The following is a 20,770-nucleotide window of genomic DNA, read 5'->3' as shown; positions in this document are numbered from 1 at the left end:
CTTATGGTCGGCGAAACCATCGATGAAGGCGCCCCTCTCCCCGTCGCTATACGGGGAGAGTATGCCGGCAGGCAGGTGAGGGGCGGCGCCAGCGCTCGCAAGAAATTCAGGCTTTGCCAATTTTTGCCGCCTTGTCTTTGTCGAACCACCACAGCGTCTCGACCGGAAAGTCGTAATCCGGCTTTTGAGCGGGAAAGCCGAACATGTCCCAGAAGGCTGCCCGGTGATTCGCCAGATGATATGTTGGAATCCAGTCTAGCCGCGCGCGCAAGACCCGATCGAGCGCGTTGAGCGCGGTGACGAGTTCGATCCGGCTCTGCGCCTTGCCGGCTGCCTCGATCAGCGCGTCGATGGCTTTGCTTTCCGTACCCGGATAGTTGCGCATCCCCGGCGTTTTCGCCATCCGGGAAGCATAGAGGATCTCCAAACCATCGGCGGTTGGCGTCGCTCCGATCGACCATGCGAGCATGTTGAAGTCGAAGTCGAAATTGCTCTGCCGCGCTTCAAACTGCGCCGAATCGACTTGGCGGACCGAAGCGTCGATGCCGATCGCCTTCATATTCTCGGACCACGGAAGGAAGATGCGAACGAGGCCATCGTCCTCGGCCAGCATTTCCACCCGCAGCCGGTCGCCCTTGTCATTGACGACGAAATTGCCCGTTCGCTTCCAGCCGGCTTCGGCAAGCAGTCTCGAAGCCTCGCGCAGCAGCTTGCGGTCGTGGCCCGAACCGTCAGAGACGGGTTGCATCACCGGATCGCCGAAGGTCTCCGGCGGCAACTCGGCTCGAAACGGCTCCAGCAGTTTCAATTCCTGGGGTGAGGGTAGGCCCTTGGCCTTGTAATCCGACCGCTCGAAGTTCGATTGCGAACGCTCGTAGGAGTCGAAAAACAGAACCCGCCTGGTCCATTCGAAGTCGAAGCAATAGGCGATTGCCTGTCTCACGCGAATGTCGCGGAACTGCGGACGGCGCTGATTGAGTGCGACAGCCTGCATGGATGGCGTTTTCTCGCCGGGAAATTCGCGTTTGACGACCCTGCCATCCTTCAGCGCTGGAAAGTCGTAGCCGGTCGCCCATACCCGCGCGGTGAACTCCTCGCGAAAATGCGTATCCCCTTTCTTGAACGCTTCAAAGGCTGCCTGGCGATCAAGGTAGAAATCGATACGGATACGGTCGAAATTATTAAGCCCGCGGTTCACGGCCAGATCGCGGCCCCAATAATCGGCGACGCGTTCATATTCGACAGTCTGCCCGGCCACCACCCGCCCCACTCTGTACGGTCCGGAACTGAGCGGTGGGGTCATCGTCGAGGCGTCGAAATCATTGGCCGTGTAGAAAACTTTGGACACGATCGGCATTACGACGATGGCGAGGATATTCTGCGCGGACTGCTGGCCGTTGAAGGTAAGGCTGACTGTAAGCGGATCGATTGCGACCGCATCCGTCATATGCCGCAGTGCTTGGGATAGGTTCGGATGTCCCCGGTCTTTGTAGAGGTTCAAGGCGAAGACAACGTCCTCAGCCGTCAGCGGCGAGCCGTCATGAAAGCGCGCTTGTGGCCGCAGGCTGAAGCGGAAGCCGTTGCGGTCCTGCGACAAGGTGACGGATTCGGCAAGCAGGCCGTAGACCGCATCCGGCTCATCGACTGCCCTTGCCATCAGGGAATCGAAGCAGAGCTCGGTGCGCGGCGGCGAATCCCCTTTCAACACCAGCGAGTTCAGCGTGTTGAAAGTCAGGAAGCTCTGATTGAGGGTGGAGTTCGGCGGGGCGAAATTCATCCGGCCGCCCTTGGGAGCGTCCGGATTGACATAGTCGAAATGCGCGAAATCCGGAGGATATTTGAGATCGCCGAAGGCCGACAGGCCGTGCAGTTTCACGCCGGTCGGGATCGTGGCGAAAGCCCGGCCGGGCAGCAGCGCCGCGGCCGCGGCGGCACCGCCCAGGGCGAGGAAGTCGCGACGGGGCAGCGCCGTCATCAATTGCCACTCTTGTATTTGGCCGCCAGCGCCTTTTCCTTGACCGGATCGACCCACCAGGAATTCTGGTCGACGCCACTATAGGCGGGCTGCTTCTCCGGCATACCGAACTTGTTCCAGTAGGCGAGCCAGACCACGGCACGGTAATATTGCGGCACGACGTAGAAATTCCACAACAGCACCCGGTCGAGCGCATGGGTGGCGGCAACCAGATCGTCGCGGTCGGTGGCATAGATGATCCGGTCGACCAGCGCATCGACGACCGGATTCTTGATGCCGGCGTAATTGCGCGATCCCGGCGAATCGGCGGCCTTGGAACTCCAGAAATCGCGCTGTTCATTGCCGGGAGAGTCCGACTGCCCGAGTATCGAAGTGACCACGTCAAAGTCGAAGTGAGTGACTCGGTTGATATACTGGGTCTGATCGATGAGGCGCAGCGTCGCGTCGACCCCGATCTTGCGCAGATTGGCGATGTAGGGGCTGGCGATGACCTGGTCGGTGTCGTTCCAGCCGAGGATTTCGAACTTGAACGGTTCGCCGGTCTTGGCGTTGACCATCTTGCCGCCTTTGATCACCCAGCCTGCCTTGGCGAACAGATCGACCGCGGTTTTCAGGTATTTGCGCTCCGCCTGGGCGGTGTCGTAGACCGGCAGCTTGAATTCCTGGGTGAAGACTTCAGGCGGCAGCTTGTCGCGGTACTGCTCGAGGATTTCCAGTTCCTTGCCTTGCGGCAGGCCGCTCGACGCCAGCTCAGTGCCCTGGAAATAGCTGCTGGTGCGGGTGTTGGAGCCAAAAAACAGCGTCCGGTTCATCGTCTCGAAATCGAACGGATACATCAGCGCGGCGCGCACCAGGCGATCCCTAAACAGCGGGCGCCTGGTGTTGAGCATGAAGGCCTGCATCGGTTCGGGCGACGCGGTCTTGAATTCCTTCTTGATGACGTCGCCGGCCTGAACTGCCGGGAAATTATAGGCCGTGTTCCAGCGCCTCGAACTGTTCTCCGGCTTGATGTCGTCCAGCCCGCCCTTGGTGAAGGCCTGCCAGGCGGCATTGTCGTCGAGAAAATAGGTGAAACGCTGCCTGTCGAAATTCTCACGGCCAACTTTCACCGGCAGCTTGGCCGCCCAGTAGTCCGGCACGCGCTGCCAGATGATTTCGGACCCCGGCTTGAAGCTGGCGATCTTGTAGGCGGCCGAGCCGAGCGGCGGCTCCTGCGTCGGCTTTGTGACGTCGCGCTTCTTGCCGTTGGCGTCGGTGCCTTCCCACCAGTGCTTCGGCAGCACGACGAGACCGCCGAGAATCTGAGGTAACTCCCGATTGCCCTTCTGGTTGAAATGGAACTCCACCTCGCGATCGGAGATCGCAACCGCGTCGGTGACGTTCTCGAAATAACGGCTGTACATCGGGCTGTTGGCCTTCAGCACCTGGAACGACCAGATCACGTCGTCGGTGGTGATCGGCTGGCCGTCATGCCATTTGGCGCGCGGGTCGAGCCGGTAGGTCGCCGAGGAATAGTCGGCCGGGTATTTGTAGGCATCGGCGATCAGCGGATGGTTGACGCTGCCCTCATCCGTCGCCTGCTCCATCAGCGTGTCGTAGAGCAGGCCGCCGCCGAACTGCGCGAAGCCGGCGGCCGGCGAACCCTGCACGATGTAAGGATTGAAGCTGTCGAACGTGCCGAGCACCACTGAGTTCACTGTGCCGACCTTCGGTGCATCCGGATTGACGTAATCGTAGTGCTGGAAATTATCGCCGTATTTGGATTCGCCGATCAGCGACGAGGTCGTGCGCCATTCGTCCGCGAAGGCCGCCTGCAGGCCGCCGGCAAAAGCAGCCAGCATCAGCACCGATTTCAGAAGCGTCCGCGCTCGGCCAACCGTCATGCGTTCTCCTCTTCGCGATATAGCGCCGTCACCATAGCGTCTGGGCCCAATCTAGATCATTTGGCGGCGCTGAAAACCGCAACCGAGCGGCTTTGTCGTCGCATATGCATTTTTCCTAACGAAAAAGCCGGGCTGAACCCGGCTTTTTCAAGGATAATGTCATTACAGTTTTGTTATTTTGCGGGTGTCGCCGGGGCGGCTGGCGCCGCGTCTTCTGCCGGCTTGGCAGGGGCTGCACCTTCGGCCGGCTTGGCGGGCGCGTTTTCGGCCGAGGCGCCGGGCGCCGGCAGCGGCTTCGGATTGTCCGACAGCGTGCGCAGATAGGCGATGACGTTGGCGCGGTCCTCATCCTTGGGCAGGCCGGCGAAGCCCATCGCCGTGCCCTTCACGAACTTCTTCGGCGAGGTGATGAAGTGGTTGAGATTGTCGTAGGTCCACTTCTCGCTGCCGCCCTTGGAGAACTCCTTCATGCCGGCCGAATAGGCAAAGCCCTCATGCTCGGCGACCGGACGGTCGACGATGTCCCAGAGATCGGGCCCAACCTTGTTGGGGCCACCCTTTTCGCCGGAGTGGCAAGCCTGGCATTTCTTGAAGATGGCGGCGCCCGCTTCGGCGTTGGCAGTGGTCAGCAGCTCGGCGATCGGCTTCACGGCCGCGGCGGGAGCGGCCGGGCCGCCTTCGGCGGGCTCGGTCGCCTCGATGGCGAAGCCGGGCTTTTCAGGCGCCGGCGAGGCGAACAGCGCGTCGGACACGATGCCAACGGAAAAGACGATGAACACGGTGCCGAGAAAGCCGGCGAGCAGCTTGTTGACTTCGTTGGAATCCATACGCCCCAGGCTCCCTTTTCCGGCGGACCGATCCGTCCACTCCGTCCGTCGGTATCGTGAACCACCCTGCGAGGCGGTCAAATCGCGCGGAAACTAGGTCTTTTGCTCCGGCGTTGCAACACCTATAAGGGCGCTGCCAGTGAGACCTTTTGCCACTTTTGTCCCCCTCTTTTTCGAGCCCCTGCCCGCCTCATGTCCACGCTCATCCTGATCCCGGCCCGCATGGCCTCGACCCGCCTGCCGGGCAAGCCGCTGGCCGACATTGCCGGCACTCCGATGATCGTCCACGTCGCTCGCCGTGCTGCCGATGCCGGGCTCGGCCGGGTCGTCGTCGCCACCGACACGCAGGGCGTTGCGGGGGCGGTGCGCGCGCATGGTTTCGAGGCGGTGATGACGCGGGCGGACCACGAAACCGGTTCCGACCGCATCTTCGAAGCGCTGACCATTCTCGACCCTGGCAACAGCGTCGAGACCATCGTTAATGTGCAGGGCGATCTGCCGACCATCGACCCCCTTGTTATCGGCGCCGCGCTGAAGCCTTTCGAGAACGCAGCGGTGGATATCGCCACGCTCTGCGTCGAGATCGTACGCGACGAGGAAAAGACCGATCCGAACGTCGTCAAGCTGGTCGGCTCGCCACTCTCGACGACGCGGCTCAGGGCGCTCTATTTCACCCGCGCCACCGCCCCTTGGGGCGAAGGCCCGCTCTACCATCATATCGGCCTCTATGCCTATCGCCGCGCCGCGCTCGAACGCTTCGTTGCGCTGAGGCCGTCGCCGCTGGAGCGCCGCGAGCGGCTGGAGCAGTTGCGGGCGCTTGAGGCCGGCATGCGCATCGATGCGGAGATCGTGCAGTCGGTGCCGCTTGGCGTCGACACGCCGGACGATCTCGAACGCGCCAGGGCGCTCCTTTCCGACTAAGAAATTCCCTCAATTCCCGAGACTCCGCGCATGCCTGAAAAGACCAACAAAATATCCTTCCAGGGCGAGCCGGGCGCCAATTCCGACACCGCCTGCCGCAACATGTTCCCGTCAATGGAGCCGTTGCCGTGCCCGACCTTCGAGGACGCCTTCAACGCCGTCGAGACCGGCAAGGCCGATCTGGCGATGATCCCGATCGAGAACACCATTGCCGGCCGCGTCGCCGACATCCATCATCTCTTGCCGGAATCGAAGCTGCACATCATCGGCGAATACTTTCTGCCGATCCACTTCCAGCTGATGGTGCTGCCCGGCGTCAGGCGCGACGAGATCAGGACCGTGCACAGCCACATCCACGCGCTCGGCCAATGCCGCAAATACATCCGCAAGAACGGCTGGAAGGCGACGGTGGCCGGCGACACCGCGGGCGCCGCCAAGATGGTCGCCGCGATGAAGGACCGCACCATGGCGGCGCTGGCGCCGGCGCTGGCCTCAACGCTCTACGGGCTCGACATCATCGAGGAGAATGTCGAGGACACCGACAGCAACGTCACCCGCTTCGTCGTGCTGACCAAGAACAAGCAATGGGCTGAACGTCCCTCGGCCGACGCCAGGATGATGACGACCTTCATCTTCCGCGTCCGCAATGTGCCGGCGGCGCTCTACAAGGCGATGGGCGGCTTCGCCACCAACGGCATCAACATGACCAAGCTGGAAAGCTACCAGCTCGGCGCGTTTACAGCGACGCTGTTCTACGCCGATATCGAGGGTCATCCCGACGATCCGCTGGTGAAGCTGGCACTCGACGAGTTGCGCTTTTTCTCGCGCGAAATGCGCATCCTCGGCGTCTATCCCGCCAGCGCCTCGCGCGAGCAGTGGAAGGTGGCGGATTAAGATCCGGTCAGGTCAGGCCGAGCTTGTTCCGTTTGGCCGGCTTGCCGCATTCGCGCCGGCTGATCGACCGGTTCATGGCGTCGATCTTGCCGCTTGCCTGGTCGGCGTCGCGTTTGGCTTTTGAGCGCATATCCGGCGTGAACGGGCCAAAGCCCGTCGCCGGGTTGGAGAACGACGGCTTGGCGTCCACCGGCAGATGATATTGCTGCGCCAGGCCGTTTCGTTGCGCCAGCAATTGATCGCAAGGCACCTTGTCAAATAGCAGCGAGGACTGGACGTTTTCGTCCTGCCGTTCGGACATCGAATTGCCGACGCAGCCGGCCATCGCCAGGCAAGATGCCAAGACCGTCATGTTCCAGCGCATGAACGTGCTCCTTGTCTTTCGCAGCTGCGGCTTCTCATGCGCAGCGGCAGAAGTCTTAGCCAGATTTTACGCTGCCGGAAAGCGAGCTTGCCACTACGGCCAGCCCTTCGACCGGTTGGCGGCGATCCTGCCGGATGATCGTTGCCTGCAGCGACAGGATCGAAAAGCCGTCGGCATCCAGAACCCGCTCTACATAGCCTTGCGAATGCGCGTAGCGGCGCGACGGCTGCAAGGCGAAGCCGGCGCTGTCAGACGATTCTCCGCTCGGGAGCGTCTCGACGGAGAACGCAAACAGACCGCCGCCGGCAAGCATTCCGGCAATCTTGTTCACCACCCTGTCGAGCGCGCCGGCATAGATGAACACATCGGCCGCCGTCACCAGATCGGCTTTCGGGCCAGAATAGCAAAAGTCCTGCAGGTCCGTCTTGACGAGCAGATCGTAGACGCCTTTGGCGCGCGCCTGCCTCAGCATGCCGGCCGAGATGTCGTAACCCTCCAGCCGGTCGGCGATCGGCCGCAGCCTCTGGCCCATGAGGCCGGTACCGCAGCCGAGATCGAGCGCCAGCGAAAACCGGCCCGGCCGTGCTGCCCGGATGGCGCGGTCGAGGCATTCGGGCAGACGGTAGCCGAGCCCGTCGACCAGTTCACCCTCGAAACTCCCGGCATAGTGGTCGTACAGCGTCTCGACGAAGGCGCTGGGCGGCGCCTGGGCCGCCGCCGCCCTGCCGATCAATTGCAGCTTGAGCACCGCGCCGAGCCTGTCCGCCGGGTCCAGCCGCAGCGCCGTCGTCCAGGCCTGCGCGGCACGATCGCGCGCGCCCGCCGCTTCCTGCATCTCGCCGAGGCGGAACCAGCCGGCTGGCCATTGCGGCGCCAGTTCGAGCGCGCCGAGCAGCAATTCCGCCGCTGCCGCATGATCGCCGGATGCATAAAGCATTTCGGCATAGTCGGCGCGGCGGTCGGCGGTCAAATCGCCGGACGAGGTCTGGAGCGGTTTCATGCGATCGGGTTCCGCCGGGTGTTTGCAGCCGGCTTGCGCTCTATGCTGGAGTCAGCAGTGACTTACAACAGGCTTCCCGCGCCGGAATTAGCGCCTATCTTGGGGCCATGCGCGCCAGCGACCTGCTTCATCCCCGGCCGGAAGGGCTGTATTGCCCGCCCGGCGATTTCTTCATCGACCCGGTGCGGCCGGTCAACCGGGCGCTGATCACACATGGCCATTCCGACCATGCCCGCTCCGGCCACCGCTCGGTGATGGCGACGCAGCAGACGCTCGACATCATGGGGCTGCGCTACGGCGACAGTTTTGCCGGAACGACGCAAGCCGCCGTGCTCGGCGAGACGATTGCGCTCGACGGGGTCACCGTCAGCTTTCACCCGGCCGGCCATGTGCTGGGCTCGGCCCAGATCAAGGTCGCGCACCAGGGCACGTGCATCGTCGCGTCCGGCGACTATAAACGCCAGAAGGACGCGACCTGCGAGCCGTTCGAGCCGCTCAAATGCGATGTCTTCATCACCGAGGCGACGTTCGGCCTGCCGGTGTTTCGGCATCCGCCCGATTCCGAAGAGATCGCCCGGCTGCTGAAATCGACCGAACAGTTTCCCGAGAGAACGCATCTGGTCGGCGCTTATGCGCTGGGCAAGGCGCAGCGCGTCATGCGGCTGCTGCGCGATGCCGGCTACGAAAAGCCGATCTACATCCACGGCGCGCTGGCCAAGCTCAGCGAATATTACCAGAGCCAGGGCATCGATCTCGGCACATTGGAACCGGCGACCGTCGAGACCGGCCAAAAAAGCGACTTTGCCGGCGCCATCGTCGTCGGCCCGCCATCCGCCTTCGCCGATCGCTGGGCGCGGCGTTTTCCCGATCCGATGTCGTGCTTCGCCTCAGGCTGGATGCGCATCCGCCAGCGCGCCAAGCAGGGCGGCGTCGAGCTGCCGCTGATCATCTCCGATCACTCCGACTGGGACGAGCTGACGGCGACGATCAAGGAGACCGGCGCCGAAGAAATCTGGGTAACGCATGGCCGCGAGGAGGCTCTGGTGCGCTGGTGCGAACTCGAAGGCATTGCCGCCAGGCCGCTGCATCTCGTCGGCTACGAGGACGAGGGCGATTGATGGTGTTTTTGGATCCAGCAATCGCCGGTACGGCGCTCTGCGGCAAGCCTTTCTCATTGGCGTCGCCCCTTCCATGAACCGCTTCGCCGAGCTTCTCGACCGGCTGGTGCTGACGCCGTCGCGCAACGGCAAGCTGACGCTGTTGACCGACTATTTCCGCAGCGTCGAGGATCCGGACCGCGGGCTGGCGCTGGCGGCCATTACCGGCGATCTGTCCATCGCCGCGGTCAAGCCGGCGATGCTGCGCACACTGGTGATCGAGCGCATGGATCCGGTGCTGTTCGGCTATTCCTACGACTATGTCGGCGACCTGGCCGAGACCGTGTCGCTGGTCTGGCCGCAAGCGCCGGTCGACGTTGCGAACCACGAGCCGACGCTGGCCGAGGTGGTGGCCAAGCTGCAGGCGGCGAGCCGTTCCGACGGGCCGCAGGTGCTGGCCCGGCTGCTCGACAGCGCCAGCACGTCGGCGCGCTTCGCCATCATAAAGCTGGTCACCGGCGGCCTGCGCATCGGCGTCTCGGCGCGGCTGGCCAAGCAGGCACTGGCCGATTTCGGCAAGGTCGATATCGCCGAGATCGAGGAACTCTGGCACGGGCTGACGCCGCCCTATATCGGGCTGTTCGCCTGGCTGGAGGGTAAAGCGGAAAAGCCCAGGAAAACGGCGCTGGCGCTGTTCAGGCCGGTGATGCTGTCGAATGCCGTCGGCGACGGCGACCTCGAAAGGCTCGACCCGGCCGACTACGCGGCCGAATGGAAATGGGACGGCATCCGCGTCCAGGCGGCTTGCGAAGGCGGCATTCGCCGGCTCTATTCGCGCACCGGTGACGACGTCTCCGGCGCCTTTCCGGATCTTGCCGAGGCGATGGATTTTTCAGGCGCCCTCGACGGCGAGCTTCTGGTCGGAGACCCCAGGCAGGCGACGGGCACGTTCTCGGACCTGCAGCAACGGCTGAACCGCAAGAGCGTGTCGCCCAAGATCCAGCAGCAATACCCCGCCTTCATGCGGTGCTACGATGCGCTGCAGATTGGTGACGAGGATTTGCGCGGACTTCCCTTCCGCGAACGGCGCGGCCGGCTCGAGGCCTTCGTCAGGACGCTCGATCCGAGCCGCTTCGATCTGTCGCCGCTGGTCGAATTCACCAACTGGCAGGCACTCGAGGAATTGCGCCGCAAGCCGCTGCATCCGGTCATCGAAGGCGTCATGCTGAAGCGCTGGGATTCGCCGTATGTGGCCGGTCGGCCGAAGGGCCCGTGGTTCAAATGGAAGCGCGATCCGCACACGGTCGACGCCGTGCTGATGTACGCCCAGCGCGGCCACGGCAAACGCTCGAGCTTCTATTCCGACTACACATTCGGCGTCTGGTCCGGGCCGGAAGGATCGGAGGAGCTAGTCCCGGTGGGAAAAGCCTATTTCGGCTTCACCGACGAGGAACTGAGGCAGATCGACAAATATGTCCGCGACAATACGATCGAGCGCTTTGGCCCGGTCCGCTCGGTGCGTGCCGACCGCAGGAACGGGCTGGTGCTTGAGGTAGCATTCGAAGGGCTCAACCGCTCGACGCGGCACAAATCCGGCGTCGCCATGCGCTTTCCGCGCATTTCGCGGCTGCGCTGGGACAAGCCGGCGGCCGAAGCCGACCGCATCGAGACGCTGCAGGCGCTGCTCGATAGGTAATGCATGTCGCGCAAAAAAGAGTGCAGCGGTTTTGCGGTAACGACATGCATCAAAACAAGAACCTGAAGCGCGTCGCATGAGGCCGGAACGCGACGTGCTTTAGGGAACGACAGAAACGCGGATCTCGTAGATGTCGACCGACTTGCCCTGCTTGTCGAAGTCGGAATTAATGGCGATGGTGCCGGCAGCGCCCGGACGCTTGTTGGGAAAGCGCACGTCGAACAGATATTCATTGCGCTCGCGACCGACGGCATAGCGCTTGCGGCCGCAGTCGCCGAGTTCGCCGAAATTGCAATCGACGGAAATCTGCGTCTCCTGGCCCTCCTCGGAGCGCGCGATGATGTCGAATGTGGCATGCTTGCCGGCCAGTTTTTCCAGCACGCCTTGTCCGACGTCGAAGCTGATGGCCGAGCCGGATGCCCCCGAGCGGATGCGCAGGAAGGAACCGCTTTCGTCCTGGATGACGTCGGCCTTGGTGTCCGACGGTGCATTGACCTGCGTCGGGTCACCCGGCGAAAAGACATTGATCCAGTCGTGCGCCTGGTCCTGCTCGCCCTGCTTCGGCGGCGAAGCAGTGTCGTCCGGCGTGAAATCATCGCCGTCGACCGTTGGCGGCGCTTCCGGCGGCGCCGTGTCGAGCTCGGTCGCCGATTTGAAGACGCCGGTCTGGTTGGCGAAATAAAGGCCGATGCCGGCGGCTGCGAGCAGCGTCACACCGAAGAAGATCGCGGCCAAGGGCAGGCGCCGCCGTCTCGCCCGCCGGTCGTCGCGGTCGGGCGTCACTTCCGCGTCGTCCGTTTCGGCGTCGGCTTCGGTCGGAACCGAGGCCGCCATGTCGATCACCGGCGCCTCGGCAACAGGCGCATCGGGCATGATGTCGGGAACGACCGGCAGGACGCGCGACCGCGGCGCATCGGATTCGGGCGGCTGCGCCGGACCGTCAACGACGACATCGGGCGACGGCGCGGCTTCAGCTTCGGCCGGGGGCTCCACCTCCGGTGCTGCCTCCAAACTGTCGGTCGGCGCGGCGACGTCGGCAACCGCCGGCAGGAATTCCGATTCGATTTCGGTGATCTTCGCCTGGACCGCCTTGCGCCGCTTGATGGCGACTTCCACGGTGACGTTTGGATTAGCCTGCAGGGCACGGTCGAGTGCCGCGAAAGCCGATCGATAGACCCGCTCGCGAAACGCCCGGTCGTCGGCATTGCCTTTCTCGAAGGCATTACGGATCGCTTTTTCGATCGCGTCCAAGCGAATTCCCTCTGCAATTTCACTCACATTGCCATGATCGTTAGCCGCAGGCGACCAATCAATCAACAAGCGAGCGGCCGCATTCTGCCTTGCCGAGGGGCACAAAGCTCATTTCGGCGGTTTTCGGTAAAGGAATCAACATTTTTCCCTGATTTTCCCGCCGCGGCCAACGTGGCGGATGGGACGGCCTGCCGATACGGCATCACGCGGCCAATGGTAGATCCGCGCGGCGGCTGCCCTTGCGCCCGGCCGGAGGCGGCACCAATTGCCTCGTCCTGAAATCGCGACTGCCATCTTGAATTCGCGGCCGGTTGCGTCTATCACGCAGCCCATCTTGGAAGCTCGGCTTCCCGGGCCGCTTTAGCTCAGTTGGTAGAGCACATCATTCGTAATGATGGGGTCAGGTGTTCGAGTCACCTAAGCGGCACCAAACGGCCTATCCCGCGCGCCTGCTTCAACCGGCGTTCAGCCGAGTGGAAAAGCTGCCGCCGCCGAGACGAGGGCGAGCATTGCCAGCACGATCCCCGCCGCCCGACAGATGACGCGATGATGCCGCACCGCGGCAGCGCGCACGAGCGGACGCGAAAGCGCGACGGCCAGGAATCCGTACCAGCCTATGTCGATGATGGCGACGATGGCCGCGACCATCAGCATCTCGTTCGAGGTCCGGATCGGCAGCATCAGCCCCATGAAGGCGACGGCGAAGAAAGTGGCGGTTTCAGGCGAGAGAATGCTGATGAGAAACCCTCCGGCAAACAATCCGGCCTGCCGAGGCGCTTCGCCGATGGCCGGCGGCGCCGTTCTGGCGATGCGCAGGGCCATCCAGCCAAGGACGGCCGCACCGGCGATCTTGACCGCCGGCACCGACAGCGACCCGGAAAGATGAACGGCGCCAAACGCCACCAGGACCGCCAGCACGGCGGTACCGGCGCCGATCCCGGCCACCAGCGGGATCGTCCTGCCAAAGCCGTGCAAGGAGGCAAGGCTGCCGGTCGCGAGGCCAATAGGGCCTGGCGTGATCATGATCACCGTATATGCCGCCAGGAATTGCAGCATCGCCGTCGACAGAATAAGCGAACTTGACATGCCAGTCTCCCGTTTGCTGCGCCGGTTACAGATTAGAGAAGAATCACCGTCGCGCTCCCACTCCCTGTTTCTCACCATGCGACGCGAAAATGCTTAGATGTTTTCAGATTTACTTTCCAAATAGAAGAATATCCCCGCGTGCCCAAAGCAGGTAACAGACGAGAAGCGTCGCAGGGATTGCGATAGCCTGGATCTGATCGGTGCGAGCGTCAGCAATGACGCGGGCGACTTCGGTCGCGGTGACGATAATTGCCGGAAAGCGGCTGAGCAGTACCGAAAGGCGGAAGAGCTCCGGCATTTTGAGGCCGAAGAGCACCGCGCCATGCGCGCCGAGCCTGAAGGCGCTGCCGAACTTGCCCACGGCATGGAGCAACCCCGATGTCACGACCAGGATTGGATTGCCGACGAGCAGCAGACTTGACCCGAGCACCAATGACCCGGTGCCGGACAGAAAATCTGCGCGCTGTATTACCGACGGGTCGAGATGTCCGTTGCTGAGGGCGCGATGATACTCCTCGCCGCTGCGCAAGAAGATGGCGCTCGCCACCAGCAGCGCCAGTGAGTTCCAGCCGCCGGCGAGGTCGTGGCCGAACATTAGAGGCGCGGCGAAAGTGCTGCTCGCCTCGGTTAGCGCCAGCCGAATCTGCATGAACATGGCCATGCCGAGGCCCAGCACATTGCCGGCAATATAACAGCCTCCGGGTCCTGAAAGCCGCACCGCGACCGCTTGTGCCAATCGTTGTCCTGGCCAGCGCCGCTGGGCATCCGCTTTTTCGCTTGCCGACATCGCCCCTGCTCCTGGTACGATCCGCCCCAGCGACGGACGCCGGCGGCGGCCCCCGTTCCGCCGCCGTTGCCCGCCTTCTCCCCCGGATCGTGAAGGCGTCGTGGTGTTGGGAGGTCCATCCACGCTGCGAGCAGAAGCCTACGCGGAGCGGCGGGCGTGCAAATCGGTACCGCCACCCATTTTTAGGCGGTCGATTTCCCAGTTTTCGCGGAAATTTTGCTGTGGGAACTACCCAGAGCCTGTTCCATCTCGACAGAATCGGCTGGGATCATGATCCAGTCTGGTGCGGTTCCAGCGGATGGGTGCCCGTCAACAGCCACGGCTCGCCTCGCAGGCGCAGGAGGATTTCCATGCGGTTTGCGGCATTGAGCTTGCCGAGCAGCGAGGAGACGTGATGCTCGATCGTGCGGGGCGAGCGCGACAGATGTCGCGCGACCTCCTTGTTGCTGATGCCCTGGGCGATCAGGGCGAGCACCTTCTGCTCGTGCCGTGTCAGGCCGAGTGGATGGCGGCGAGCTGCCGCATAGGGTCCGCGCTGCACCTTCGGCAGCAGGCCTGACAGGCCCTGACGCTGCGCAAGCTTGCGCGCGAGCGCCGCGGCCGCGGGCGCGTCGATCTGGTCGAGCATCGCCACGGCGCGAGCGAGCGCCGCCCCCGCATCCGCCCCACGAACCTGCATGAGGGAAAGCGCTGCCTCATAGGGCAGCGACAAACGCGTCCACTCCGCCGCGGCGATCTGCGGATCGCCGAGAAGCTCGGCGGACCAGGGCGAGGGAATCGGCGCCGATTGCGCCGGCAGCGACCCGGGCATTCCGCATCGACGCCACCAGACCGACAATTCGCCAAGGTCCCGGGGGCGGAAATTGTCGAGGTTCATAGCCGCCAGCTCGGTAAGCTGCGCGTGGCTGGCGCCGACATCCTCGGCAAGCCAGGCCGCCTCCGCCAGCGCCAGGCGAACCGGGACGATACGCTGCGGCTCGCCGGTCGTCTGGCCCTCCACAAGCGCGCGCTGCAAAAGGTCGACGCCGTCGGTCTCGCCCAGCCTTACGCGGACCGTGCCAAGCACGGTGAGCGCCGGCAAGTGCATCACCATCGGCAGGCGTTCCACATTCATGACGCCCTGAGCGATGGTTGCGGCCTCGCGAAACCGGCCCTGTTCCATGCAAAGCTGCGCCTGCCGGCCGAGCAGGTATTGCGCCGCCGAATCGAGGTCGTGCCTGGTGCAGAATGCGATGCCTTCGGCCAGCAGCCGCTCCGCCAGCTCGAAGTCCTTGGCCACCACCGCGCATTCCGCAAAGTTCGTATAGGCCCGCGCCGCATGGTCGTGGAGCCCGTGCTCGAGCGCCAGGGCAAGGCTTTCCTCCAGCCGCTCAACGCCGCCGGGGCGGTTGGCAAACATGAGCGCGGTTCCGACATTGTTGAGGGCGTGAACACGCGTCTCGACCTCGCCCAGCCGATCGGCCAGACTGATCGCGCGCTCGCCCCATTCGATCGCCTCATCGAAACGATAGTGCAGCATGTGGAGCTGCGAGCGCGTGCTGTGGGCCATTGCCACCTCGGGACCGGGCGGCAGGCTTTCCACCTCACGCACGGCCTGGTCCGCATATTCCTCCGCTTGCGGGCCTTCGCCGCGTCGCCAGTGCAGGCGCGACAGCCAGCGTAGATTAAGGCCTACCTTGTCGATCCGGCCCAGCTGCCGCCAGATAGCGATGGCGCGATGCCGGGCCTCGATGATGGCGTCATAGACAAGCAGCGCCAACCCGGCCTCGTACGCCCAGTCCTCATGGAGCTGCGCGGCCAGCTCCGGCGGGGCCTGGTCGACATATCTGAGTGCGGTCGCCAGATGCGAGGCCGCCTCCCGATGCGCCCCCAGGCGCGCGGCTTGGCTGGCGGCGAGCGGCGCAAGTTCGAGCACGCGTTCGCCATTGTCGGCGCCGCCGGCGTGGTGCACGCGGCGCGAAAGCAGAGCGCTTGCCTGCGAGGCCGGAACTTCCGAGAGTGCCGCTTCGACCTTCGCATGGAGCGAGCGTTGCACAGAGGGGGAGAGCCGGTCGAGCGTCGCTTCCCTGGCAAGCTCGTGACGAAATGTCAGCGCGCCCTGGTCGTCCCGCCGCAGCAATCCGCGCACGACACATCGATCGACGAGCACTTCGGCCTCGGCCCCGAGAAGGGCCCGGATCAGCCACGGCTCGACGCTGCCCGGCATGATGCTCATGACCTCCAGGACGTCGCGCTCTCCAGGCGTCAGGCGCGACAGGCGCGACCACACCGCGTCGCGTATGGAATCGGGCACACGCGCCGATTCGGTCTCGCTGCTGGACAGGAGCTCGGTAACGAAGAAGGGATTGCCCTCGGTAATGCGATAAAGCCCATCGGCGGAGCGGCCGGCCTGTTCGGCCAGCATTGTCACCGCCTGGGGAGACAGCGGTCTAAGCGTCACGCGGCGTACCGAGGCGGCGGGAAGATCGCCGAGCACGTGGGTCAGCGGGTGATCGGCGTTCAAATCCTCTCTGCGCATGCTCAGCACCAGCGTGGTGCGGAGCAGGGAGACGCGGCGCCCGAGATATCTTACGAGGTCGAGCGTCGCATTGTCCGCCCAATGCATGTCCTCGAAGATGAGCACGGTCGTGCCCTTGGCGCGCTGCAGCGCATTCAGCAATGCCGGGAAAAGCCGCTCCGGCGCAGCGGTCTCCTCAAGCAGCGCCGCCACGCGCGGGTCGAGCAAGTGCGCCATGTCCTGGAGAGGGCCCAATGGGCGCGGCGTGAAGAGCGCCTCGCACCAGCCCCACAGCACCCGGCAGTCCCGGTCGGCGTTTTCCGCGAATTCGCGCAGCAGAGAGGTCTTGCCCAGGCCCGCCTCGCCGTGCACCAGCACGGTCCCGCCATGTCCGGCAGCAGCTCTCTCGGCCGCGGCCAACAAAGCTCCAAGTGGGTCCTCTCGCTCAAGCAGCATCAAGCCCGCGCCTCCAGAATATTGAAGGTACAACAGCAGGCAATGAGTGCAACACAGTCGTTTCACATGGCCGGGAATGTTTGGCAAATAGCCGCTCGGAACCGGGCGTCATTTGTCCTGGAGCAGATATGTTGGCCGCTGCCGTAGGCACGAAGGCCACAGAACAGGCAGGCCGCCAGGGCGGGCGTTGACAGGCCCGGGCGAAGCGGACTGTAGTTCTGCGAAGCAACCACTGCCCCGAGCCTCGAAAAAGGCCGCTCACCTCACCGGATTGTCGCCCAGCGACGCCACAGTCTTCAGCGCGCCGTCGAGCATGTCACCCTTCTCGTCCTTCAGCGCCGCTTCGCGCAGGCGCCGGATCCAGTCTGCGGCGTCCGGGCGGCCCTTGAGCTGGTCGAGCGCCGACAGCACCCGGTCGAATTTCGACTGGGCGCGGGCGTGGGTGTCGCTGTAACCCTTGATCAGCCGGCGGCAGTTGAGGATCTCCGTACCAAGCGCGTAGTCCTGGCCGACTTGGCCCAGCGCCAGCGCATACCAGCGCTCGAGATGCGCGGTCTCGACCTTGTGGCGCAGCAGGCGGCGCCGCCAGCGGCGCAGGCCGCCGATGAACCACAATGCGGCAAAGCCGGCGAAACTGTCGGTGCGGATGTGGCGGCCGCGGTTGATGCGGCGGTCGAGGAAGGCGGCGAGCTTCGGCCGGCTTTCGATGTAGCTGCCGAGCCCGGCCGGCAGCGTGCCGCAGAATTCCTCGATGCGCGGATGGAAATATTCGGTCACCTGCAGGACCGAGCCGTCCCTGACGCCGACCTCGCGGCGTACGCGTCGGTCGCGGCTAGAGCGCGTCTTCAGGTCGGCGACGCGGATCATGTCGTCGTAGCACATGGCGTTGGCCAGATGCTTGGCGGCGGCGATCGACAGCGCGTAGGCGTGTTCGACATCGTCCAGAGCGACGGCCTTGTCGAGCCTATCGAGATACTCGCCGCCATAAGCAACGTCCTGATAGTCAACCACTTTTTTCAGGCCGCGAAGCGCCATGTCGCGCACGGGTACAGGCAGCGTGGCGACGCGCGCCGCCAATTGTTGCCAGCCTTTTAACAGGCTTTCCGGACCGCTGACTTTTGTCGTTGCGGCTAAGCCGGTTTCGGCGGCTGCCGGCTGTGCAGTCTTGTCGCCCGAATGCACACTCGCGATGCCGCGCGCCCGATCGTAGGCGGCGCCGAAGGCGGCGAGGCTGGCCTTGACACCACGGCCGCCGGCACTGACCGCCTGCTCATAGCTTTCGCGACTGAACGGCAAGGCGTCGGAGCCGGCCAGCGCGCCGAGCAGGCTGGCCGAGATCATCGAGCCATTGTCGGCGGCGATCTTCTCCATGTCGAAGGCAATGAAGCGCTTGGCCGCGGCTTCCGCCGTGGCATGCACCTTGGAGGACGAGGCGCGGCCGTCGCCGGGCTCGATCTTCTCCGAGACCGCGGCGATGCGGTGCGACGAGGCGATCAGCGTGGTGCGCTCGGGCGTGACGAAGCCGCGGATGATGGCGCGGCCGGCCTCCATCAGTTCGGCGGCAATCAGGATGTCGACGTCGCCCTGCGACGGCGACAGCGCGAAGACCGGCAGGCGGCCGGTGTCGCGGCACATTTCGACATAATAGATGGTGGCGCCGGTGCGCTGGGCAACGCCGGCAACGGAGGTTGATTGCGCGACATAGAAATTGCGCTCGGCGACGTCGGTGATCCAGTCGGCCAGCACGCCGCCGCCCTGGCCGCCGACCGCCAGCACGGCAAGCTTGATGACGCGCTCGTCTTCGGGGGCGCCGGCTTTCGAGCGCGATGAGGGCACGGCGTCAAGCATCGGCGAATGTCAGGCGCCGGTTTTCACGGCGCCGCTGCAAGAGACCGATCATGGCGCGACGCGCGGCTTCAAGGAAACGGTCCCAGCGGCTCGGATTGTGGACAACATCGGCGCGGTAGAAGGACGGGCAGAGCACCGCCGCATCGGCGACCTCGCCGCAATTGCCGCAACCGACGCAGCTTTGGTCGATATGCGCCACCGGATCGTCGCGCAACGGATCGTCGAGCGACTTCACCGAAAGCGACGGACAGCCGGACAGCCGCATGCAGGCATGGTCGCCGGTGCAGATGTCTTCGTCGACACCGAATTTCGGCTTGACTATGCGCGTCCCGCCCTTGATCGCCTTGTCGACCAGCGGCTTTTCGCGGCGCTGCCGGTTGAGCATGCATTCGGACGACGCGACAATGACTTTCGGGCCCTTCTCGTCCGTCGTCAGCGCCTCGCGCAGCGTGTCTTGCATTCTGGTTACGTCGTAGGTGCGGTCGATGTGGCGCAGCCATTTGACGCCCATGCCCTTCACCGCCTCGGTGATCGGGTGCTTGGTCGACTTGGTCTTGTTGCCGGCGCGGGACGACAGGATGTCCTGCCCTCCGGTCGCGGCCGAATAGAAATTGTCGACGATGACGATGACGCCGTCATTCTTGTTGAACACGGCATTGCCGACCGAGGAGGTCAGGCCGTTGTGCCAGAAGCCGCCGTCGCCGACGAAGGAGATCGAGCGGCGCTTGGCATCGGGCGAATTGAACGCCGAAGCCGAGGCCGGCCCCAGCCCGTAGCCCATGGTAGTGGCACCGAGCTCGAAAGGCGGCATGATCGAGAACAGATGGCAGCCAATGTCGGAGGCGATGTGGTGCTTGCCCAGCTCCTGCTCGACCAGCTTGGTGGCGGCGAAGATCGGCCGCTCCGGGCAGCCGACGCAGAAGCCGGGCGGCCGGCCCGGGACGACGTTGATCAGGTCGGCGGTGTCGAGCCCGTCGCCGATCTTGTTCGGCGCGCGGACCTCGCTTGGCAGCAGATGCGGGATGGTGGCACGCAGGAACGATCCGATGCCGTCGAGCATCACCTGGCCGGTATATTCGCCGGCCATCGGCAGATGTTCCTTGCCGACGAGCCTGGTGCCGCGGCCGGCCTTGTGCAGCATCGCGGCAAAGGCCTGCTCGATGTAGTTGGGCTGGCCTTCCTCGACGACGAGGACGGCGTCCTTGCCTTCGCAGAAAGACAGGAACTCGTCGTCGACTAAGGGATAGACGGCGTTGAGCACATAGAGCGGTACGTCGGTGTCACCATAGGTGTCGGCGAGGCCGAGCCGCTGCAGCGCCCGGATGACCGAATTGTACATGCCGCCCTGCATGACGATGCCGACCGAGCCGTGCTCCGGGCCGAAGAACTCGTTGATCTTGTTGGTGCGGATGAAATCCACCGCCGCCGGCCAGCGTTTCTGCACCTTTTCCTTCTCGTGCAGGAAGGATGCGGGCGGCAGCACGATGCGGCCGGTGTCGCGGCGCGGCGCCTCGAGCGCATCGGCCACAGTCATTGCCGGGCGCTTGTTGTCCTTGGCGATGAAATGGCCGTGGACATGGCAGCAGCGAATACGGACCTGCAGCATGACCGGCGTGTTGGAAACCTCGGACAGCTCGAAGCCATCCTCCACCGCCTTGACGATCGACGGCAGGTTCGGTCGCGGGTCGAGCAGCCAGACCTGGCTCTTCATGGCAAAGGCGTGGCTGCGCTCCTGCATGATCGAGGAGCCTTCGCCGTAATCCTCGCCGACGATGATCAATGCACCGCCGGTGACGCCGCCGGAAGCGAGATTGGCGAGCGCGTCGGAGGCGACATTGGTGCCGACCGTCGACTTGAAGGTGGCCGCGCCGCGGATAGGATAATGCACCGATGCGGCAAGCATGGCGGTGGCGGTCGCTTCCGAGGCGCTCGCCTCGAAATGCACGCCGAGCTCGCCCAGGATATCCTGCGCGTCGGCCAGCACGTCCATCAAATGGCTGATCGGCGCGCCCTGATAGCCGCCGACATAGCCTACGCCGCATTGCAGCAGCGCCTTGGTGATGGCGAGAATGCCTTCGCCGGAAAACTCCTCGCCGGCGCCGAGCCTGAGCTTTTCGACTTCCTTGGCAAAAGACCGTTCGGCCATTTTGGGCTCCTTCCGTTACCGCCCCGATGGCGGCGCGTAAGA

15 protein-coding genes and 1 tRNA gene are annotated in these 20,770 nt (G+C 64.2%); 5 read left to right on the top strand and 11 right to left on the bottom strand.

Annotation, left to right across the window (positions count from 1 at the left end):
• Positions 1-106 precede the first annotated feature (106 nt).
• The 3 genes from NKH49_RS03695 to NKH49_RS03685 all read right to left on the bottom strand — a co-directional run bounded on the left by NKH49_RS03695 (position 107) and on the right by NKH49_RS03685 (position 4,685).
• The gene (locus NKH49_RS03695; protein ID WP_352613862.1) at positions 107-1,975 is read right to left on the bottom strand and encodes an extracellular solute-binding protein; all 1,869 of its coding nucleotides are present in this window, start codon (positions 1,973-1,975) and stop codon (positions 107-109) included.
• On the bottom strand, positions 1,975-3,858 hold the full coding sequence (locus NKH49_RS03690) for an extracellular solute-binding protein (protein ID WP_352613861.1): 1,884 nt from the start codon (positions 3,856-3,858) through the stop codon (positions 1,975-1,977). Before NKH49_RS03690 ends, NKH49_RS03695 begins: the two co-directional genes overlap by 1 nt.
• Before the next feature lie 173 nt (positions 3,859-4,031).
• Positions 4,032-4,685, bottom strand: a complete 654-nt coding sequence (locus NKH49_RS03685; RefSeq protein ID WP_352613860.1) for a c-type cytochrome — start codon at positions 4,683-4,685, stop codon at positions 4,032-4,034.
• 192 nt (positions 4,686-4,877) lie between these two features.
• On the opposite strand from NKH49_RS03685, the gene NKH49_RS03680 reads away from it, so the two are divergent.
• Entirely contained in the window at positions 4,878-5,606 is a 729-nt protein-coding gene (locus NKH49_RS03680; protein WP_352871267.1) for a 3-deoxy-manno-octulosonate cytidylyltransferase, read from the top strand.
• A 30-nt stretch (positions 5,607-5,636) separates the two neighbouring features.
• The gene (locus NKH49_RS03675; RefSeq protein ID WP_023717847.1) at positions 5,637-6,500 is read left to right on the top strand and encodes a prephenate dehydratase; all 864 of its coding nucleotides are present in this window, start codon (positions 5,637-5,639) and stop codon (positions 6,498-6,500) included.
• Between the two features lie 7 nt (positions 6,501-6,507).
• Here the strand turns inward: NKH49_RS03675 and NKH49_RS03670 are convergent, their stop codons facing one another.
• Both NKH49_RS03670 and NKH49_RS03665 read right to left on the bottom strand, forming a co-directional pair.
• Positions 6,508-6,864, bottom strand: coding sequence for a hypothetical protein (locus NKH49_RS03670; RefSeq protein WP_352470032.1), 357 nt, complete (start codon positions 6,862-6,864; stop codon positions 6,508-6,510).
• A gap of 55 nt (positions 6,865-6,919) precedes the next feature.
• A complete protein-coding gene (locus NKH49_RS03665) occupies positions 6,920-7,864 on the bottom strand; it encodes a methyltransferase domain-containing protein (protein ID WP_352613858.1) in 945 nt (314 codons plus the stop codon).
• A 107-nt stretch (positions 7,865-7,971) separates the two neighbouring features.
• Here NKH49_RS03665 and NKH49_RS03660 point away from each other — a divergent pair, with 107 nt between their 5' ends.
• Both NKH49_RS03660 and NKH49_RS03655 read left to right on the top strand, forming a co-directional pair.
• Positions 7,972-8,982, top strand: a complete 1,011-nt coding sequence (locus NKH49_RS03660) for a ligase-associated DNA damage response exonuclease (protein WP_352470029.1) — start codon at positions 7,972-7,974, stop codon at positions 8,980-8,982.
• 73 nt (positions 8,983-9,055) lie between these two features.
• Entirely contained in the window at positions 9,056-10,657 is a 1,602-nt protein-coding gene (locus tag NKH49_RS03655) for a cisplatin damage response ATP-dependent DNA ligase (protein WP_352613857.1), read from the top strand.
• A gap of 99 nt (positions 10,658-10,756) precedes the next feature.
• Here the strand turns inward: NKH49_RS03655 and NKH49_RS03650 are convergent, their stop codons facing one another.
• Positions 10,757-11,908 carry a hypothetical protein gene (locus NKH49_RS03650; protein WP_352613856.1) on the bottom strand — a complete coding sequence of 384 codons (1,152 nt, stop codon included), beginning with the start codon at positions 11,906-11,908 and terminating at the stop codon, positions 10,757-10,759.
• A gap of 354 nt (positions 11,909-12,262) precedes the next feature.
• Between NKH49_RS03650 and NKH49_RS03645 the strand changes: the two genes are divergently transcribed.
• A tRNA-Thr gene (locus NKH49_RS03645) sits at positions 12,263-12,338 on the top strand.
• 35 nt (positions 12,339-12,373) lie between these two features.
• Here NKH49_RS03645 and NKH49_RS03640 read toward each other — a convergent pair.
• The 5 genes from NKH49_RS03640 to NKH49_RS03620 all read right to left on the bottom strand — a co-directional run bounded on the left by NKH49_RS03640 (position 12,374) and on the right by NKH49_RS03620 (position 20,728).
• Positions 12,374-12,994 carry a LysE family translocator gene (locus NKH49_RS03640; protein WP_352470025.1) on the bottom strand — a complete coding sequence of 207 codons (621 nt, stop codon included), beginning with the start codon at positions 12,992-12,994 and terminating at the stop codon, positions 12,374-12,376.
• A gap of 109 nt (positions 12,995-13,103) precedes the next feature.
• Positions 13,104-13,781, bottom strand: coding sequence for a hypothetical protein (locus NKH49_RS03635; RefSeq protein ID WP_352501693.1), 678 nt, complete (start codon positions 13,779-13,781; stop codon positions 13,104-13,106).
• 268 nt (positions 13,782-14,049) lie between these two features.
• Positions 14,050-16,734 carry an ATP-binding protein gene (locus tag NKH49_RS03630; protein ID WP_352613957.1) on the bottom strand — a complete coding sequence of 895 codons (2,685 nt, stop codon included), beginning with the start codon at positions 16,732-16,734 and terminating at the stop codon, positions 14,050-14,052.
• A gap of 258 nt (positions 16,735-16,992) precedes the next feature.
• Positions 16,993-18,582 carry an indolepyruvate oxidoreductase subunit beta family protein gene (locus tag NKH49_RS03625; protein WP_352613855.1) on the bottom strand — a complete coding sequence of 530 codons (1,590 nt, stop codon included), beginning with the start codon at positions 18,580-18,582 and terminating at the stop codon, positions 16,993-16,995.
• Positions 18,575-20,728 (bottom strand): thiamine pyrophosphate-dependent enzyme, encoded by a 2,154-nt coding sequence (locus NKH49_RS03620; RefSeq protein ID WP_352613854.1) that lies wholly within the window; start codon positions 20,726-20,728, stop codon positions 18,575-18,577. The genes NKH49_RS03625 and NKH49_RS03620 overlap by 8 nt, the downstream gene beginning before the upstream one ends.
• Positions 20,729-20,770: the final 42 nt, after the last annotated feature.

The sequence above is a fragment of the Mesorhizobium sp. M1088 genome (genome assembly GCF_040318575.1).
GTDB lineage: Bacteria > Pseudomonadota > Alphaproteobacteria > Rhizobiales > Rhizobiaceae > Mesorhizobium.
Note: the sequence above shows the minus strand (reverse complement) of the source record. Positions and strands in the feature narration are given on the sequence as shown.

Excerpts from the sequence above, each read along its gene's own strand:
- NKH49_RS03695 (WP_352613862.1), bottom strand. The coding sequence starts at position 1,975 with ATGACGGCGCTGCCCCGTCGCGACTTCCTCGCCCTGGGCGGTGCCGCC.
- NKH49_RS03690 (WP_352613861.1), bottom strand. The coding sequence starts at position 3,858 with ATGACGGTTGGCCGAGCGCGGACGCTTCTGAAATCGGTGCTGATGCTG.
- NKH49_RS03685 (WP_352613860.1), bottom strand. The coding sequence starts at position 4,685 with ATGGATTCCAACGAAGTCAACAAGCTGCTCGCCGGCTTTCTCGGCACC.
- NKH49_RS03680 (WP_352871267.1), top strand. The coding sequence starts at position 4,878 with ATGTCCACGCTCATCCTGATCCCGGCCCGCATGGCCTCGACCCGCCTG.
- NKH49_RS03675 (WP_023717847.1), top strand. The coding sequence starts at position 5,637 with ATGCCTGAAAAGACCAACAAAATATCCTTCCAGGGCGAGCCGGGCGCC.
- NKH49_RS03670 (WP_352470032.1), bottom strand. The coding sequence starts at position 6,864 with ATGCGCTGGAACATGACGGTCTTGGCATCTTGCCTGGCGATGGCCGGC.
- NKH49_RS03665 (WP_352613858.1), bottom strand. The coding sequence starts at position 7,864 with ATGAAACCGCTCCAGACCTCGTCCGGCGATTTGACCGCCGACCGCCGC.
- NKH49_RS03660 (WP_352470029.1), top strand. The coding sequence starts at position 7,972 with ATGCGCGCCAGCGACCTGCTTCATCCCCGGCCGGAAGGGCTGTATTGC.
- NKH49_RS03655 (WP_352613857.1), top strand. The coding sequence starts at position 9,056 with ATGAACCGCTTCGCCGAGCTTCTCGACCGGCTGGTGCTGACGCCGTCG.
- NKH49_RS03640 (WP_352470025.1), bottom strand. The coding sequence starts at position 12,994 with ATGTCAAGTTCGCTTATTCTGTCGACGGCGATGCTGCAATTCCTGGCG.
- NKH49_RS03635 (WP_352501693.1), bottom strand. The coding sequence starts at position 13,781 with ATGTCGGCAAGCGAAAAAGCGGATGCCCAGCGGCGCTGGCCAGGACAA.
- NKH49_RS03630 (WP_352613957.1), bottom strand. The coding sequence starts at position 16,734 with ATGCTGCTTGAGCGAGAGGACCCACTTGGAGCTTTGTTGGCCGCGGCC.
- NKH49_RS03625 (WP_352613855.1), bottom strand. The coding sequence starts at position 18,582 with ATGCTTGACGCCGTGCCCTCATCGCGCTCGAAAGCCGGCGCCCCCGAA.
- NKH49_RS03620 (WP_352613854.1), bottom strand. The coding sequence starts at position 20,728 with ATGGCCGAACGGTCTTTTGCCAAGGAAGTCGAAAAGCTCAGGCTCGGC.